Source organism: Salinivibrio sp. ML323, assembly GCF_001995745.1.
In the GTDB taxonomy this organism is placed as follows: Bacteria; Pseudomonadota; Gammaproteobacteria; order Enterobacterales; family Vibrionaceae; genus Salinivibrio; species Salinivibrio kushneri.
Window position 1 is genome coordinate 16,846 of the sequence record NZ_MUES01000004.1, and the last position, 17,973, is coordinate 34,818.

Annotated in this window: 15 protein-coding genes; 7 read left to right on the top strand and 8 right to left on the bottom strand. The window is 51.0% G+C overall.

Annotated features, from left to right (window positions below; translation table 11 throughout):
- Positions 1-77: 77 nt before the first annotated feature.
- Positions 78-881 carry an exodeoxyribonuclease III gene (gene xthA / locus BZG13_RS04110; RefSeq protein WP_077485294.1) on the top strand — a complete coding sequence of 268 codons (804 nt, stop codon included), beginning with the start codon at positions 78-80 and terminating at the stop codon, positions 879-881.
- A gap of 84 nt (positions 882-965) precedes the next feature.
- Here xthA and BZG13_RS04115 read toward each other — a convergent pair whose 3' ends face one another.
- The 5 genes from BZG13_RS04115 to BZG13_RS04135 form a co-directional block, all read right to left on the bottom strand.
- Complete coding sequence (locus BZG13_RS04115) at positions 966-1,643, bottom strand: ABC transporter permease (protein ID WP_069361035.1); 678 nt, start codon at positions 1,641-1,643, stop codon at positions 966-968.
- Positions 1,644-1,649: 6 nt separating this feature from the next.
- On the bottom strand, positions 1,650-2,390 hold the full coding sequence (locus tag BZG13_RS04120) for an ABC transporter permease (RefSeq protein WP_069361036.1): 741 nt from the start codon (positions 2,388-2,390) through the stop codon (positions 1,650-1,652).
- A 38-nt stretch (positions 2,391-2,428) separates the two neighbouring features.
- Positions 2,429-3,205, bottom strand: a complete 777-nt coding sequence (locus BZG13_RS04125; RefSeq protein WP_077485296.1) for an ABC transporter substrate-binding protein — start codon at positions 3,203-3,205, stop codon at positions 2,429-2,431.
- Between the two features lie 84 nt (positions 3,206-3,289).
- Entirely contained in the window at positions 3,290-4,060 is a 771-nt protein-coding gene (locus tag BZG13_RS04130) for an ABC transporter ATP-binding protein (protein WP_069361038.1), read from the bottom strand.
- Positions 4,061-4,488: 428 nt separating this feature from the next.
- Complete coding sequence (locus BZG13_RS04135) at positions 4,489-5,718, bottom strand: tetratricopeptide repeat protein (RefSeq protein WP_077485298.1); 1,230 nt, start codon at positions 5,716-5,718, stop codon at positions 4,489-4,491.
- 428 nt (positions 5,719-6,146) lie between these two features.
- Between BZG13_RS04135 and BZG13_RS04140 the strand changes: the two genes are divergently transcribed.
- Complete coding sequence (locus BZG13_RS04140; RefSeq protein ID WP_077485300.1) at positions 6,147-7,658, top strand: DUF3360 family protein; 1,512 nt, start codon at positions 6,147-6,149, stop codon at positions 7,656-7,658.
- A gap of 133 nt (positions 7,659-7,791) precedes the next feature.
- Complete coding sequence (gene pflB, locus BZG13_RS04145) at positions 7,792-10,068, top strand: formate C-acetyltransferase (RefSeq protein WP_077485303.1); 2,277 nt, start codon at positions 7,792-7,794, stop codon at positions 10,066-10,068.
- A gap of 165 nt (positions 10,069-10,233) precedes the next feature.
- Here pflB and BZG13_RS04150 read toward each other — a convergent pair whose 3' ends face one another.
- Positions 10,234-11,856 carry a methyl-accepting chemotaxis protein gene (locus BZG13_RS04150; RefSeq protein ID WP_158074865.1) on the bottom strand — a complete coding sequence of 541 codons (1,623 nt, stop codon included), beginning with the start codon at positions 11,854-11,856 and terminating at the stop codon, positions 10,234-10,236.
- A gap of 330 nt (positions 11,857-12,186) precedes the next feature.
- Between BZG13_RS04150 and pflA the strand changes: the two genes are divergently transcribed.
- Positions 12,187-12,927, top strand: coding sequence for a pyruvate formate lyase 1-activating protein (gene pflA, locus BZG13_RS04155; protein WP_069361043.1), 741 nt, complete (start codon positions 12,187-12,189; stop codon positions 12,925-12,927).
- Between the two features lie 77 nt (positions 12,928-13,004).
- Here the strand turns inward: pflA and BZG13_RS04160 are convergent, their stop codons facing one another.
- Positions 13,005-13,910: a LysR substrate-binding domain-containing protein gene (locus tag BZG13_RS04160; protein WP_046073653.1), complete on the bottom strand. Its 906-nt coding sequence runs from the start codon at positions 13,908-13,910 to the stop codon at positions 13,005-13,007.
- 197 nt (positions 13,911-14,107) lie between these two features.
- On the opposite strand from BZG13_RS04160, the gene focA reads away from it, so the two are divergent.
- Entirely contained in the window at positions 14,108-15,556 is a 1,449-nt protein-coding gene (gene focA, locus BZG13_RS04165; RefSeq protein WP_077485309.1) for a formate transporter FocA, read from the top strand.
- 110 nt (positions 15,557-15,666) lie between these two features.
- On the opposite strand, the gene BZG13_RS04170 is transcribed toward focA, so the two are convergent.
- Complete coding sequence (locus tag BZG13_RS04170) at positions 15,667-16,314, bottom strand: energy-coupling factor ABC transporter permease (RefSeq protein ID WP_069361173.1); 648 nt, start codon at positions 16,312-16,314, stop codon at positions 15,667-15,669.
- Between the two features lie 200 nt (positions 16,315-16,514).
- Here BZG13_RS04170 and BZG13_RS04175 point away from each other — a divergent pair, with 200 nt between their 5' ends.
- Complete coding sequence (locus BZG13_RS04175) at positions 16,515-17,015, top strand: YfbU family protein (RefSeq protein ID WP_069361047.1); 501 nt, start codon at positions 16,515-16,517, stop codon at positions 17,013-17,015.
- A gap of 130 nt (positions 17,016-17,145) precedes the next feature.
- A complete protein-coding gene (gene rlmA / locus BZG13_RS04180; protein ID WP_077485312.1) occupies positions 17,146-17,973 on the top strand; it encodes a 23S rRNA (guanine(745)-N(1))-methyltransferase in 828 nt (275 codons plus the stop codon).

Sequence of the window (17,973 nt, forward strand, 5' to 3'; positions counted from 1 at the left end):
GAGGCCGCCTTTCCGTTCATTGAACGAAGCTGGTAAAGTGTCTTGCTATTAATAAGACAACAAAGGCAGCCTCACACGTGAAAATCATTTCATTCAATATCAATGGTATTCGTGCTCGTTTGCATCAATTGCAAGCCTTGATTGAAAAGCATCAACCTGACGTGATCGGGTTACAAGAAACCAAAGTTCATGACGACGCCTTCCCCCTTGCTGACGTCGAAGCCATGGGTTATGAAGTGCACTTTCATGGCCAAAAAGCCCATTATGGCGTGGCAATGCTGTGTAAGAAGTCCCCTATCAGCGTACAAAAAGGCTTTCCCACTGATGACGAGGAGGCTCAACGCCGGATGATCATGGCGACCTTTGAAGACGAACACGGCAAGCCGATCACTGTGCTCAATGGTTACTTCCCACAAGGGGAAAACCGCAGCCACGAAACCAAATTCCCCGCCAAGCGGAAGTTTTATCAAGACCTGATGACCTATTTAGCCGGCCGTGACCCGAGTGAACAGCTGGTGGTGATGGGCGATATCAATATCAGCCCGAAAGACGATGACATCGGTATTGGCGAGCAAAACGCCAAACGCTGGCTACGCACTGGCAAGTGCTCATTCTTGCCCGAAGAGCGTGAGTGGCTGGGCACCCTGATGGATTGGGGGTTTGTTGACACCTTCCGTGCCCTACATCCTAGCGTGAACGATCAGTTTTCGTGGTTCGACTACCGCTCTCGCGGCTTTGACGATAACCGCGGCCTGCGTATTGATGTGGTGTTAGCCACCCAAGTTCTGGCCAGCCGCTGTATTGAAGCGGGGATTGACTACGAACTGCGTGGGATTGAAAAGCCATCAGATCACGCACCGATTTGGGCGACCTTTAAGTAAGCCCCAAGGCACGCACTTTGGATAAAAAAACGCCGCAGATGATCAGGGGATCACTGCGGCGTTTATTATTTGAGATTAAGCCAATTAGCTAAGCGGCTTTAAATGGCGTAGGAAACGGCGCTCCGCTAAGCGGAACATCCAAAGGATGCTAAATGTCAGCGCCATATAGAACACACCCGCAGTCAAAAACGACTCGAACGGCGCATAATAGCGCGAGTTCACAATCCGAGCCGCACCGGTTAAATCGACAATGGTGATAATCCCTGCCACCGCTGAGCCGTGGAGCATAAACACCACTTCGTTACTGTACGCGGGCAACGCACGTCGCATCGCGCTCGGCAACACAATGCGCGAAAAAGCTTTGTAGGGGCTCATGCCATAAGCAATCGCCGCCTCGACTTCCCCTTTAGGAAGGCCATTGATGGCGCCACGGATGATTTCAGCGGTATAAGCGGCTGTGTTGAGCACAAAGGCTACCAAGGCGCAGAACCAAGCATGTTGCCACAAGGTATCTTCAACATTCACTACCTGACTTAAGCCGTAGTAAATCAAATACAGTTGAATCAACAGCGGCGTGCCACGGAAAAAGTAAATAAACGCCCATGCGGGATAGCGCCATAAAGGAAATTGCGCATTACGCGCCACCGCCACCGGCACCGCCACCACTAAGCCAATCACCAACGCAGAAGCCACCAACCACACGGTGGTCCAAAGGCCGTCTAAGTATATCGGCCAGGTTTCGAGTACAAGAGAAAAATCCATGGTCACCTACCGCGTGTGAATGCTAAAACGGCGCTCCATCCAGCGCAGTCCCGTGGTCGAGATGCTGGTAAAGAGCAAGAAAATCAGGGCAACGGTAAAGTAAAACGTAAAGGGCATCTGGGTTGAGCCGGCCGCCAGCGCCCCTTTTCGCACCATGTCATCAAGGCCAATGATTGATACCAGCGCGGTGGTTTTGAGCAGCACCAACCAATTGTTACCAAAGCCTGGCAGCGCATGTCGGATCATCTGCGGCAGCAGAATACGGCGGAATGCCAAACTGCTGCTCATGCCATAGGCACGTGCGGCTTCCATCTCTCCTGAATCCACCGCCATAATCGCGCCACGGAAGGTTTCCGCCATGTAAGCACCAAAGATAAACCCGATGGTTAGGATCCCGGCAATAAATGGGCTCACATCGATGTAATCGGGTAAATAAGATGTCCAGTCGTGATTGGGATCTTGACCGGCCATGTATTCGTTAAGCCACTCATTGATGCCATACAAACTGTTATTTAGCAGCATTTGCCCGCCGTAAAAAATCAGCATCATCAGCACCAGATCAGGGATCCCGCGTATCACTGTGGTATAGACGGTCGCTATCCCACGCAGCCAGCCAAATTTGGAGAGTTTCGCCAGTGCGCCCAGCATACCCAGTAGCATGGCAAGACCTAACGAGAGCAGCGCAACCTGAAGGGTCACCCATGCGCCTTCGAGCAGGGACCACTCGTAACCTTTCAAATCAATCATATGAATCGGGCAGCACTTTCATGCTGCCCGCCTGCCTATTACTCGCCATAAACGTCGTAGTCAAAGTACTTGGCAGCAATCTCGTCATACACGCCTTTTTCACGCAACGAATCGATCGCTTGGTTGAGCTTCTTGGTCAGTTCTTTGTCTTGCTTACGTGTCGCAATACCAAAGCCTTCACCAAACCACTCAGGGTCAGTGAGTGACGGGCCAATGAATGCAAACTCGTCACCCCCCTCTTTGTCGAGCAGCCCTTGTTGGAGTGCCGACGCATCGCCAAGGATTGACTCAATACGGCCTGCTTTTAGGTCCAGGTAGGCTTCGTCAAAGGTGCCGTAACGAACGATATCGACCGAGTCACCATAGTTATCAGTCAGGTATTTATCGTGGGTCGTCGCACGTTGTACACCAATTTTAACGCCCTCTAAGCCCTCTTTGGAAAAAGTCAGATCAGTGCCTTTTTCGGCCACAAATTTATTAGGGATCAGCGCGTATTTGTTGGTGAAGTCAACTTTTCGCTTACGCTCTTCGGTAATAGACATCGCGGCGATAATGGCATCGTATTTACGTGCCAGCAGCGATGGAATAATACCATCCCAATCCTGCGCCACAATCTTACACTTTGCCTGCATCTCTTCGCAGAGTGCATTGGCCATATCGACATCAAAGCCTTTCAGCTCGCCTTCGTTAGTGGTCCAACTAAATGGAGGGTACGCGCCTTCGATACCAAAACGTACGACCTTCCAATCCTTGGCTGCTACGGAGGTTGACCCAACCGCGGCCATTACAGCGGCGGCAACTAGCCATTTTTTCATCTTCCTGTCTCCTGTCGTTTTTACGATGTTGTCAGGGCATTGCCCTATTGCATGGTTATGCTATTGATATTTTTACTAAATAGATTAATAAATCGATGAGATAAACTGCTGCAAACGCTCTGATTCTGGCGAATCAAACAACTCTTTGGGGTTGCCTTGCTCTTCCACTAATCCTTGGTGCAAGAACATCACATGGTTAGAAACATCGCGCGCAAAGCTCATTTCATGGGTCACCACCAGCATGGTGCGCCCTTCCTCAGCCAGCGAACGCATCACCCCCAGCACTTCTCCTACTAATTCAGGATCCAGCGCGGAGGTTGGCTCATCAAACAGCAAGACTTCTGGCTCGACGGCGAGTGCGCGCGCAATCGCTGCACGTTGTTGCTGGCCACCGGATAAATGGCCTGGGTAGTAGTCGCGGCGCTCATAAAGCCCAACGCGGTGTAATAACGCTTCTGCTTCTTCAATCGCTTGTGCCTTGGGCACGCCTAGCACATGCACGGGTGCTTCGATAACATTTTGCAGCACCGTCATATGCGACCAAAGATTGAACCCTTGAAACACCATCGCCAGACGCGAACGAATGCGTTGCACTTGCTTGTCACTGACGGGAACGGGTTCACCGGCACGGTTGTTTTTCATTTTGATCAACTCACCATTGACCCAAATTTCACCGCCCGTGGGGGTTTCCAGCAAATTGATACAGCGAAGAAAGGTGCTCTTGCCAGAGCCGGAAGAGCCGATAATGGAAATCACGTCGCCGCGGTGGGCGTCGAGGGAAATACCTTTGAGCACTTGATGCTGCCCAAAGCTTTTTTTAAGTGATTTTACCTGTAGCGCCACAGCATCCGTCATGCGCTAACTCCTGTCATCCGTGAAATCTATTGTATTTGTGGTTAAAGCGCACCAAATGCACTGAGTATGGATCGAAAATATCACCCCTCAATCCAATGAGCAACATTTTGTTAACCTTTAAAGCGCATTCATTATAGTCACTATTACTGCATAAAAAGTCAATTGTAAAATTTACTGCTGAAAAAACCAACAATTGCTGTGTCAGCCATTAACCTCGATAAAGCGGCTTTAACCGAGGTAAGTATAGAAGTTAACTTGAAGAAAGCGGGTTCTTTTTATCGAGAAAGCTGATAAAAATTGGCATTAGAGGGGAGAGACGTGCAATTTATTTCATTTCAATACGATCCACGGTGCGTAACAAAACTGTGAACACCATAGTTAAACGTCTACTAAAAAAGACAGTACTGCCTTTAACGTAGGCAACCTCCTTATGACAGCCGCGCGTCGCGACGTTTCGCTCGCTTCGCTTTAAGCAGCTCTAGGGTGTCACGCCAGCGCTCGGCAAGGCCGGTGGGATCACGCGCCTCCCACTGTTCTAACGCATAGTCTGCCAGCGCATAGTCCCCGGCTTTAATCGCACTGATGGATAACCACTGCCACAGCATACGATCATCTTTTAGACCATAAGAGAGCGCCACTTGCGCGGTATCAATCACTTCCTGCCAATGATTAAGTTGATACGCAAGCATCACCTGTAGTTTGAGCGTTTGCTTATCTGGCTCGCTCAAATTTACTTCACTGATCCAGTTTAGCGCTACCACGCGCTGGCCTGTTTTAATCAAACACTGCACCAGAAATAACTGCTCATCACGCGTGGGCAGCCGGGTCAATTGCTGTAATCCCTGTTGCCAATACCGCAACGCCTGCTGTGATGCATCTTGCTCTAACAACGAGGCCGCTAGCGTACGATAAAGGGAAATATCGGCATGGGCGCGCGCTAAGTACTGACGTGCCGTTTGGTGCGAGCCCGCTTTGGCGTGGGCGCGTGCGGCCTGCTCTAACCAACGAGGGGCCACATCGGGTTGATTGACCAACTTATCGAATGTCGCTGCTGCCGCCTTAAAGCGTGATAGCGCCATCTCGCTAAGCCCTTTGGTTTGCAGAATAAAGGCATCCTCCGCACCGAGCTTTTGCAGCTGGCGCGCATATTCAATCGCCACATCGAAACGCGATAGCGCATAAGCAGCCTGCATCGCGAAACGGGCAGAGGTTGGCTGCAGTGTATGCTTATCACGAAGTTGGCGAGCATAGTTCAATACTTCTTCATATTGCTCAACCCGAAACGCCAAGCTAATCACCGCCGTCAACGCATCCGCTTCACTCGCTTTACTCAGTCCGTTCAGTGTCAACGCCTGACGATAAGCGCGATACGCTTCCGCACGCTGATCAAGGTAAAGGTGGGCGATGGCTTGCAAACGTTGTAACTCTGCACGCTCAGAGGGGACTAACGCCTGCTGCTCCGATGGGGTCAGCAAGGTGTCCGCCTGGGTAAGCGCATCTTGATAATCGCCGTTTTGAATCGCAGCGCTCACCGTGTCTACCCCCGCCGCCTGCACGACCATGACAGGGCAAAGCAATAACGCGCCCAAACTCAAACGACGCCACGTTGGCATCAGCATGCGAGGACAAACAACAAGGCGGAACAATCGGCGCACCATAAGGATCCATTTTTAGAGGACAATATAGCGACTATAACCTATCTTTTTTAATCACTACAGCGAGCACGCAGGGACTATCTTTATTTATTGACCCAGATTCAAGATGCCACCACGCCCGCTTTACATCGGGCGCGTTTATCTTGCTGTTTTGTAGCACATATTCATCGCCTTAAATAGTAATTAAATTACACGAATACGGATTTATCGGCGATGAGAGGGGCAATTCAGGGGCAAAACCCGCGGCTCAAGTGGGCGTAGCACGTAAAAAAATTACACGGTAATGATCTAAGTCAACATTCTACGCTCACCCTGTTGTTAGCATGCTGATAACGAAACAGAACACGGCCATAAGGCCAGCGTTAAAAACACATAAAGACTGGCTAAGCCACTGTTTCGAAAGCGTTTGCTTTCTGTACGACGAGGAAATTATGGCAACACATGCTCAAGACCGCAGTGTGAGTCACGAAGAAAAGAGCGAATATCAAAAGAAGCACAAGCCGGCTTCTTCATTTGCCTCCCGCGCTGACTACCTGAATCACGAATTACAAATTATGCGTCCGCGCCGTTGGGGCTTGAACCTGCCTGGCCGTGACTTCCGTTTTGAAATTGAGGATCTTGTTCCCGCGCTGGCCGGTACCATCGGCATTATCGCTATGTATTCTGCAGTGATGATGTCATGGGCTGAGGGGCTAACCGCCGCGTGGGATCATGTGACTTTAGGTAAAGCGTTTGCTGTTGAGGTCGCGCGGGTTGAAATGCTTATCCCCGCACTCCTTTTTTGTGTCCTTTTATGCGGATTTATCAATCCACGCGCTAACCTGGCCGGTAACCATGGGCCAATGATCCCGCTTGTCGGGACCATCGCGCTCGCCGGCGCACATCCTCTCGCCTTAGGGATCCTAATCGGTGCCTTTGGCCTGATACTCAGTTATCTCAAAGGCGGCTCTAAATTAGTGAACTTAACGAGCCAGGGGGTGGCTGGTGGTTTGCTGATATTCTTGGGCTTTGGGGGTGCCAAAGGCCAAATTGAGAGCCTGCTCGCCTGGGGTGCGGCCATTGATATGGGCTATATCTCCATTTTGATTCTCGCCGTGTCGATTGTGATCTATGCCTTCTTGGCGCGCATCGGTAAACGCTGGCTCGCGATTCCCGTCTGTGCGGTCACCGGTGGATTAATTGCTACCGCCCTGGGTGCAGGCTCGTCACTAGAATTTGTTACTCAACCGGGTGTACCTAACCTGAATCCGGTTTACTGGTGGGGCTCAACCGAGCAAGGCTGGCAACTCGGTCTTCCAAACCTGTCGCACTTTCTTGCTTCTTTGCCGTTTGCACTGCTGGCCGTAGCGATGTGGTCACCGGACTTTCTTGGTCACCGTATCTTCCAGGAACTAAATTATCCTAAGAAAGCCGAAAAAGTATTGATGGACGTGGATGACACCATGACAGGTTGTTCTATTCGTCAAATGGTCGGGGCCTCTGTGGGTGGCGGTAACATCACCTCATCGTGGGGAACCTACATGATTCCGGCGGCGATTGCGCGTCGACCTATTCCTGGCGGTGCCATTGTACTGGGTCTGTTATGTATTGCCGTTGCCTTGATTGGCTACCCTATGGATGTCGCCACTTGGCCACCCGTGATGACTATCGCGCTGCTATCGGGTGTGTTCCTGCCCTTGCTTGAAGCAGGCATGCAGATGGTGAAAGACGCCAAGTCGAGCCAAGCAGCGGGTATTTGTATTTTCGCCTCCATGGCTGTTAACCCAGTCTTTGGTTGGGCAGTCACTATGCTCTTGGACAACAACGGTCTTATCGGTGATAAAGAGCGCCCGACAACGCTCTCTACCGTTGACCGTCTGGTGATTCCAACCGCCACAGTGATCATTTGTATTGCTGCCATGTTGGCAGTCGGAATGATTCCCGGCATTCCATCTTTGTTGTAATAACATTGCCCCGCTTTCGGGCGGGGTATCCGGATAAATCGATGGGTCGCAGGCGTCAGCCATACTGACAAATACGATGACTGAACCTGGTCCCAATACATATCTTTTTGAAAAGAGTACAGGTAGGTGCAACATGTCTGAGCACGTTTCCAATGCATGGGAAGGATTTGTTGAAGGTAACTGGAGCAAAGAAGTTGATGTTCGCGACTTCATCCAGAAAAACTATACCCCTTACGAGGGCGACGAATCATTCCTAGTTTCTGAGCCAACTGACGCCACTCGCAAACTGTGGGCGCGCGTGATGGAAGGCATCAAGCAAGAGAACGCGACGCATGCACCGGTTGATTTTGATACGTCTGTGGTTTCTACCCTGACGTCTCACGACGCCGGCTACATCGAGAAAGATCTGGAACAGATTGTTGGTCTGCAGACTGACGCGCCACTGAAACGCGGCATGCTACCTAATGGTGGTATCCGTATGGTTCAAGGCTCATGCGACGCCTACGGCCGCGAACTCGATCCACAAGTGAAGAAAACCTTCACGGAATATCGTAAAACCCATAACCAAGGTGTTTTCGATATTTATACCCCAGAAATCCTGAAGTGCCGTAAATCTGGCGTGTTGACCGGTTTGCCTGATGCGTATGGCCGTGGCCGTATCATCGGTGACTACCGTCGCGTTGCGCTGTACGGTATTGACTTCTTGATGAAAGACAAGAAAGCCCAATTCGATTCGTTGCAAGAGAAATTCGAAAACGGCGAAGATCTGCAAATGACCATGCAGCTGCGTGAAGAAATTGCAGAGCAGCATCGCGCACTGGGTCAATTGAAAGAAATGGCCGCAAAATACGGCTGTGACATTTCTCGCCCTGCCGAAACCGCGCAAGAAGCCATTCAGTGGACATACTTCGGTTATTTGGGTGCAGTGAAAACCCAAAACGGTGCTGCCATGTCACTGGGCCGTACCTCTACCTTCCTCGATATCTATCTAGAGCGCGATATCGCGGCGGGCAAACTGACTGAAGAGCAAGCGCAAGAGCTGATCGATCACTTCGTGATGAAGCTGCGTATGGTGCGCTTCCTGCGTACGCCTGAGTATGATGACCTCTTCTCTGGCGACCCAATTTGGGCAACGGAATCTGTTGCCGGTATGGGTGTTGACGGGCGTCCACTGGTTTCACGTACCAGCTTCCGTTTCCTAAACAGCCTATACACCATGGGACCAAGCCCAGAGCCAAACATCACCGTGCTTTGGTCTGAGCAGTTGCCGGAAGGCTTCAAAAAGTTCTGTGCCAAAGTCTCGATCGACACCTCGTCTATCCAGTACGAGAACGACGATCTGATGCGCACTGACTTTGATAATGACGACTATGCGATTGCATGTTGCGTCTCGCCAATGATTGTTGGTAAGCAGATGCAATTCTTCGGTGCCCGTGCCAACTTGGCGAAAACGCTGCTTTATACCATCAACGGTGGTATTGACGAGAAGCTGAAAATCCAAGTTGCCCCTGAGCACGCGCCGATGACCGATGAAGTGTTGGACTATGACAAAGTCATGGACCGCATGGATCACCTGATGGATTGGTTAGCAAAACAATACGTAACTGCGTTGAACAGCATCCACTTCATGCACGACAAATACAGCTATGAAGCGGCGCTGATGGCCTTCCACGACCGTGATGTACATCGCACCATGGCATGCGGTATCGCCGGTCTCTCGGTGGCGGCTGACTCACTAGCCGCGATTAAATACGCCAAAGTGAAGCCAGTTCGTGACGAAGACGGTATTGCTATCGACTTTGATATCGAAGGCGAATATCCAGCATTTGGTAACAACGACGAGCGCGTTGATGCGATTGCCTGTGACTTGGTCGAGCGCTTCATGAACAAGATCCGTTCACTGAGAACGTATCGTGATGCGGTTCCAACTCAGTCTATCCTGACAATCACCTCAAACGTGGTTTACGGTAAGAAAACGGGTAACACTCCTGACGGTCGTCAAGCCGGTATGCCGTTTGGCCCAGGTGCTAACCCCATGCACGGCCGTGATGAAAAAGGCGCCGTCGCGTCACTGACATCTGTTGGTAAACTGCCATTTGCCCACGCCAAAGACGGTATTTCTTATACCTTCTCTATCGTGCCAAATGCACTGGGTAAAGACGAAAACGCACAACGCGCTAACTTGGCAGGCTTGATGGATGGTTACTTCCACCACGAAAGCGGCCAAGAAGGTGGCCAGCACTTGAACGTTAACGTGATGAACCGTGAAATGTTGCTGGACGCGATGGAGCACCCTGAGAACTATCCTCAACTGACCATCCGCGTATCAGGTTATGCGGTACGTTTTAACTCGCTGACCAAAGAGCAGCAACAAGACGTGATTACCCGTACCTTTACCTCTTCACTGTAAGCGATAAAGMAGGGTTAACGCYCAAAGAAAAAACCGCCGGCAATGCTGGCGGTTTTTGTTTATCGGCCTATTTATCGCTCTGTTTCCCGATTTATCCAGACTTGCCGCCAGCACGTCGGCCTTGGCTAACGGCGAGTCAACACACCCGCCAGGGATAATCAGCGATTACACCACTTCAAAGCGATCCAACTTACTGTCCAACTCACGGGCTGAATCAGCAAGCAGTTGGCTTTGCTCAGCAAGGTGCGAGGCGGCACCGCTAATCTCGTTGGCTGAGTTGTGAATGTTGCTCACGTTTTGGTTCATTTCTTCTGACACCGTCCCCTGCTCTTCTGCCGCGGCGGCAATTTGTACCACGCGGTCATTCGAGCCATGCAAGGCACTCACCATGGCTTTCAATTGCTCTTGGGTTTCTAGCGCCGTATTGACACTGTCTTCACTGGATTGATGGCTTGATGTCATCGCCTCTGCCGCTTCAATCGCGTTGTTGGTCAGTGATTCTATGGTGCCTTGAATTTGGGTGGTCGATTTTTGCGTGCCTTGTGCAAGCGAGCGCACTTCGTCAGCGACCACCGCGAAGCCTCGGCCTTGCTCACCGGCACGGGCCGCTTCAATGGCGGCGTTAAGCGCCAAGAGATTGGTTTGTTCAGAGATGCCCTGGATCACCGTCGCCACATCACTGATCTCCATCACGCCTTGTTTCACTTGATTCACCAGTTTATCCGCCGCGGCAATACGCTCAGCCACCTCACGAATACTGGCCACCGTGCTGTCTAGCTTATGGTTGCCATCGTCCGCCATTGAGGAAATGTCATTGGTGGCTTGCGCGGTTTGCTCGGCGTGATCGGCAACATCGGCCACGGTGGCCGTCATTTCGTTCATCGCCGTGGCCAACTGCTCAAGTTGCGCACGTTGAGATTGAATACTTTGTGCACTTTCCTCACTGGCCGACGCTATTGAAGACGCCATGGTCGACGATTGTTTTGCTTCGTCATGCGCAACACGCAGCGCCTCTCGTACACTGCTCATCGCGGTATCCATCCGTCGAGCAAGCTTGCCTATTTCGTCGTGGCGGGTATAACCACACTCTACCCGAAGATCGCCACCCGCAATGCGATCGAATTTTTCTACCAGCTCATCCAATGGCATCACAATATCGCGGCTGACAAACCCACCGGCTACCAGCAAGATAGCGCCAGATAACAGGGTTAAACCACCGATTTGCCACGCAGATTGTATCACCCGTGCTTCAATATCACTGACATGCACGCCTGAGCCAATAATCCAATCCCAGCCATCAACCCTTTTAACGTAGGAGATTTTCGGCTTCATCTCGCCCTCAGGTGAGCGCCAGGTATAATCAAGCACACCACCCTGTGCACCTTGACTGACTTCCACCATCTCACGCCAGTGATGCTTCCCTTCACCATCGGTCAGCCCATCCGCACTGGTGCCGTTTAGCTTAGGCTTTAGCGGGTGGTTCACAATGGTAAGGTCAGGTTTAAGCACCCAAAAGTAGTTATTACTGTCGTAACGCAGTTTATTAAGCTGCGCGATCGCTTGTGCTTTGGCTTCTTGTTCGCCAATTTGTGGTGCCTGCTGTCGGTAATAGGCCACCACACTTTGCGCCACCTCAATATTGGCGCGCAACGAGGCCGTCCGCTCAGCATAGGATTGCTCCCGCTCTTTGTTGATGGTGTACGCGCTGATCCCTGCCAGCAACACAACGGCAACCAGCATTAGTGCAACAAGCTTATTTTTCACTCTCAGATCACTGATTCTTTTCATTATAAGTCCTAGCATTTGCTTTGATCCTAGCCTGACACCAAGCATATCCCTGCTTGCATGCAACCTGGCATAAGCATGTATCGCTTTGGCGACGTGTCGCACGTCAGTTTGGACAAAAAAGGGAAGAGTCACAAAATCTGTATGGAATTTATCTGGTTAACGTCTCACTCATTGGGCAATAAAAAATTGGAACTGTGATCAAGCTTGAGTCAAGCGTGTAATGAGGGGGTAATACAAGGCGAGAAGTGCGAAAAAGCCGGGAATTCCCTTATCTTCACACTGGGTTTGTAATAAAATGACGGCATAGCCATTCGCAGTCTGGAGACAGCTATGTCGACAATTGGTCGCATCCATTCATTTGAGTCCTGTGGCACCGTAGATGGCCCTGGCATCCGCTTTATTGTCTTTATGCAAGGCTGCTTGATGCGGTGCAAATACTGTCATAACCGTGATACATGGGACACGCATGGCGGCAAAGAAGTCACCGTGGATGAAATAATGAAAGATGTGCGTGCCTATCGCCATTTTATTACCGCCTCGGGTGGCGGGGTGACCGCATCTGGCGGTGAGGCCATGTTGCAACCTGAGTTTGTGCGTGATTTTTTCCAAGCCGCTAACGCGGAAGGGATCCACACCTGTTTAGATACCAACGGCTATATTCGCAAACACACCCCGGTGATTGATGAAGTCCTTGATGCGACCGACTTGGTGATGCTGGATCTCAAACAGCTCAATGATGAGGTTCATGAAGATTTAGTCGGTGTATCAAACCGACGAACGCTCGACTTTGCCAAATATCTGCACAAAATTGGGCAAAAAACCTGGATTCGTTACGTGGTTGTCCCTGGTTATACCGATGATGATGACTCTGCCCATCGTCTCGGCCAATTTATTCAAGACATGGATAACATCGAAAAAGTCGAGTTACTTCCCTACCACCAGCTCGGTGCACACAAATGGGAAGCACTGGGCCATGATTACGAACTGCAAGACGTCTCGCCCCCATCAAAAGAAGTGATGGATAACGTCAAAGCGATTATTGCCAGTTATGGTCATAACGTCATGTATTAACCTGACGCCCCTCAGTACCCATCAGCCGGTCACCTCGTGGCCGGCTTTTTTTATCCTTATTTTTCGCGCCTTGATACTTACATCTCTCGACGGCGGGCTTTGGTCATCCGAATGGCTTCACGGATAATACAGTCACGCAACGGGTTATCCGCCGCGTCTGCTCGCCAGATAAACGACAGTGTCCGGCGCATATTTAGCTCAGGCACATTCAGCGCCACCAGCTCTTCGCGCTCTATCCACTTCTCGACATCAAGATAGGGTAAGCAGCTGAGGTAGTTGGAATTGGCCACCAAGGTACGTAATACCGGCACCTGCTCATATTCTCGCCGCACATCAAGATCTTCGATAACGCCATGAATGGCACTATCAAAACTATGCCGTGTCCCGGCCCCCGGCTCTCGCAATACCCACTGCGCTTGCTCAAGTTGCGCCAAACTTACTTGATCGCGCTGCGCGTAAGGGTGATGCTTGGCCGCCACCACCACCAAATGATCATGGCACCACACCTGTTGTTTCAACCGGCTGTCATCACAACGGCCTTCAATTATCCCTAAATCGTGTTGATAGCGGCGCACACTATCAATCACCTTTTGCGTATTTTTCACCGTAAAGTCGATTCTCAACTCGGGAAAATCACTATCAATAATACTGATAAGGTCTGGGATCAGGTGCTCTGCGGCGGTCTGACTGGCAATTAAGGCAATATCACCACTAATAATGTGCTGTCCATCAAATCCTGCTTCAATTTGTTGCGCATCAAACAGCAGTTGTCGTGCTTTGGGTCGCAACCATGCTCCCCAATAGGTGAGCTGCATTTGCTTGCCTTGGCGCTCAAAGAGCGGCCTACCAAGTAGCTTTTCGAGCTGTGAAAGCGCCATGCTGGTCGCCGACTGCGTTAACGCTAAATGGTCGGCAGCACGGCTCACACTGCCCATCGCGGCAATCGCCTCAAACACAGCGAGCTGCTTGAGTGAGTAGCGCATCTAGGATCCTTACTGTCTGACTTTGATGACATCAGACTATCAATTTTTGTGATTATTACCCTAAGCAATATCAATTTTACTCCTGATAACCAAGCGAATAGGCTGGATTTATTCACATTCAGTCTAAAAAGGAGTACAACCAGTATGTTTTTTTGTCTTCAAGGTCGGGCACGCATTGCCAAAAGAGGAGGCAGCCGATGGTAACCCCTATCCACACTGACGGCCCCGCTGCACTGCTGGTGCAAGCCGAGCAATACGCTGAGAGTAAACCGCGCAAGTCGACTCGTATGGCCGTCGGGTTGGCGATGATGGCTGGTCTATTTATCGGGTTGGCGTTCGTGTTTTACCTCACGGTGACCACGGGGAGCACAGCCGGTTGGGGACTCACCCGCTTGATGGGTGGGCTGGCCTTTAGCATGGGATTAATTCTTGTGGTACTGGGCGGCGCGGAATTGTTTACCAGTACCGTGCTCTCCATGCTCGCGCGCGCCAACGGCAAAATCAGTACACGCAACCTGCTTTATACCTGGGCAAGGGTGTATATCGGCAACTTATGTGGCGCGCTCTTGTTGGTGCTGATCGTGATGGCGGCGGGCTTATACCAGCTCGATGATGGGCAGTGGGGGCTGAACGCTCTTCATGTGGCTCAGCACAAACTGCATCACAGCTGGCTGCAAGCATTCTCTCTTGGTGTGCTTTGTAACTTGTTGGTTTGTTTGGCGATTTGGATGACATTCACCTCGCAAAATCCTCTGACCAAAGCCGTGATGGTGATTTTGCCTGTCGCCATGTTTGTCAGCACCGGTTTTGAACACAGTGTGGCCAATATGTTCATGGTGCCATTGGGCATGAGCATCGCCACCTTCGCACCAGACAGCTTTTGGCAAGCGGTGGGCAGCTCCCCCGCAGCCTTTAGTGACGTAAACCTGATCCAGTTTATCAGTGCCAATTTAATCCCTGTCACCCTCGGCAATATTGTCGGCGGCGCAGGCCTTGTCGGCATGGGGTACTGGCTCATTATTAATCCAGAAAGAGAACACAAAACCGCACACATTTCTGCATTGACGCTCCCGTCTGCAAATTATTCTGAGAGACCTACTATGACCCAAGAAACCTTAACCATTGAAAAAAACATGAAGCCTGTTCACTGCGCCTTGCAAAGCCACCAGTTTGTGGCCGATGCATTAGAGCAACTCAACCGCTATCAGTTACAAGGCGCACCGGTGGTCGACAAGCAAAATGAATTAGTCGGCTTTTTCTCGGTGCAAGATGTATTCGTCGATTTATGGTGGAATGATTACCAACCCGATATGGACACCAAAGTCGAAGACTTAATGCGCACTGAGGTACAAACCGTTGAGGCAGACCAATCGGTGATTGAACTGGCGCAGTATATGAGCATTGACAACCAAGTACTGTACCCTGTCAGTGATGCGGGCATTGCTACGCGCTTTACTACCCAGTCGGCATTAGAACGCGCTAAAACGCAAACCTTATCACGCCCTTATATTTATCCGGTGATGAGAGATGAGCGCTTGGTAGGGGTGATAAGTCGCTCAGATGTGGTTCGGGCTTTGGCACCGTTATACGGCAACGCCATGGATATTCTCCCTGCCGATGCGAAAGAAGGCTTAGTCACTGCCTAACACTTAGTCACCACCTAACACAGGGATGGCCATTATCGAGCACGCCGCCGGGCAATACTGGCGGCATTTTTCATCGAGATGTTGCCGTCATCGCCGCATTGACACACGGCCTAACGCTCTGGCGATAAATACTCACGGTCATAAAAGGTGCGCAACCAATGCGGGCGGTACACCGCCATCACCGTCACTGCCATACCGTTTAATAGCGCCTCAGGGAACCACATCAGTAGCGCAATTTGCAGGTAGTTATGCACAATGTCTTGCCAGCTGTGCCTATCGGCTAACCAATACCACAACGAGGTCACTGACAGCTGGAACACTATCGTGAGCGCCGCGCCGATGAATGCAGCGATAAAGATGTAAATAAACAAATGCCGGGTTAAATAGTGGTAACTGAGCGCGAAAATGCCATAACTAAAGGTGATAGGTAGCACGGCCGTGGTCAATGCGGTCATGCCCACATCAGCAACGGGAACAAAACCAAACACCGCCATCAACGCCAATGGCACAGTGGCAATCCAAATGGCAATGCGCCAGCCGTGACACAAGGCTAAGGTGGTCACGCCTAAAAAGTGGATATCCAGCCCTTCTTTGATCCCCGCTTGGAGCGCCCACAGCGCAAACAACACCACCGCGGAGGAAAACGCCAAATGCTGATACCCGGTTTCCTGGCGCAGCTTAGCGAAAAACTCTGGTGGGTAGGTCCGATACAACACCGCTGCCCACAATAACCAGCCGCCCCATTGCCAACCGCTCATTTCGGCGAACTCAAACATATTCAATCCCTAGTCACTGACCTTTTATACCTTTGACTGACACAACCACTAGCGGGTGATAAACGTGCTACGGACATAGCTCAGATCAAGATTTACCCCTCATAGAGGTGGTAGTCTTTATTTATTCCCTCATCAATTGATGAACGACTATTGTACCTTTGAAAGTTAAGAGGCCAACCGCGATGGATATGACCCCTGCACAACGTCTGATTTTATCTAATCAATACCAATTAATGTGCCACCTCGATCCCTCTAATAGCGAAAAGTATCGCCGCTTACAAACCATTATTGAGCGCGGTTACGGCTTGCAAATGGCGGAAGTGATCAGCCAGTTCGAGGCGTTATGTGAAACCCAATGCCGTGAGATCATCGATATCATGGAAATGCACCATGCGATACAGGCCTCTTACAACCTTCTAGACGACGCCAACCAAGCCGCCTTATCACCACGTCGCGTGCAGTTCTGGGGCTTTGACGCCGCCACTGAAGGTGCTTTAGTGCATTATGTTCGCTTTCTTGTCGATACAGAGGGGCTCTATCCGCAATTTGATCAAGGCGAGCACCGCTTTAACAGCCAAATGCCCATGCTGGAAAAGTACCGTCGCATGCTGGCTTTATGGCGTGAGTGCCCGCGCCAATTCCACTTAAGCTTAACCGAGATTGAGCAGATCCTCGCCGCCTAAACCAGAGCAAGCAACCCTCTTTATTGCCAGCCGCCCACCAGGCGGCTGTTTAATTTGCTCGCGCCGCGCTTGTCGAATGCCTCGCAAGCCCGTACCCTTACGTCCATTCACGCTAACACACCGAACAACCATGATTTATCGATGCCCGCTGTGCCAACAGCCCCTGCAAGCTAGGTCACGTGGCGCTTGTTGCGCTAACAATCACCAATTTGACCGCGCCAAAGAGGGCTACCTCAATCTGCTTCCGGTACAATTTAAGCGCTCTAAAGATCCGGGCGATAATAAAGCCATGACCCAAGCCCGTCGGGCGTTTTTAAATGCCGGTCATTATGCCCCCATGCGCCAAGCGATGATTGACGCCCTCACCCAAGCGCTCGATGGCGAGCACCAAACCATTTTGGATGTTGGCTGTGGCGAAGGTTATTACACCCACGCAATTGCCGATCAAACCGCAGCGCAACAATGGTCGGTACACGGATTAGATATTGCCAAAGTGGCGGTACGTTATGCGGCCAAATGGTATCCACAGTGTCAGTTCTCGGTCGCCTCTTCCCAGCGCTTGCCGTTTGCCGACAACAGTCTTGATGGTGTGGTACGCATTTATGCGCCCTGTAACGGTGAAGAGTTAGATCGCGTGATTAAGCCTGGCGGCGTGGTAGTGACGGTCACGCCAGGTCCACGTCATCTATTTCAGCTAAAAGCCGGTATCTATCAAGAAGTGCGCTTACACGAAACGCCACCGGAGTCATTACCAGGCTTCCAGCTGGAAAGTGAGCACTCACTACATTACCCGATGACATTAGCCGGCGAGCAGGCCCTCACGCTACTGCAGATGACGCCCTTTGCTTGGCGCGCATCAGATGAGTGGCGTGACACCTTAGCCAACAGCGAGGCCTTTGAGTGCGACGCCGACTTCACCCTGCGCGTATATCGTCATCACGCCGCAGAGCAATCATAG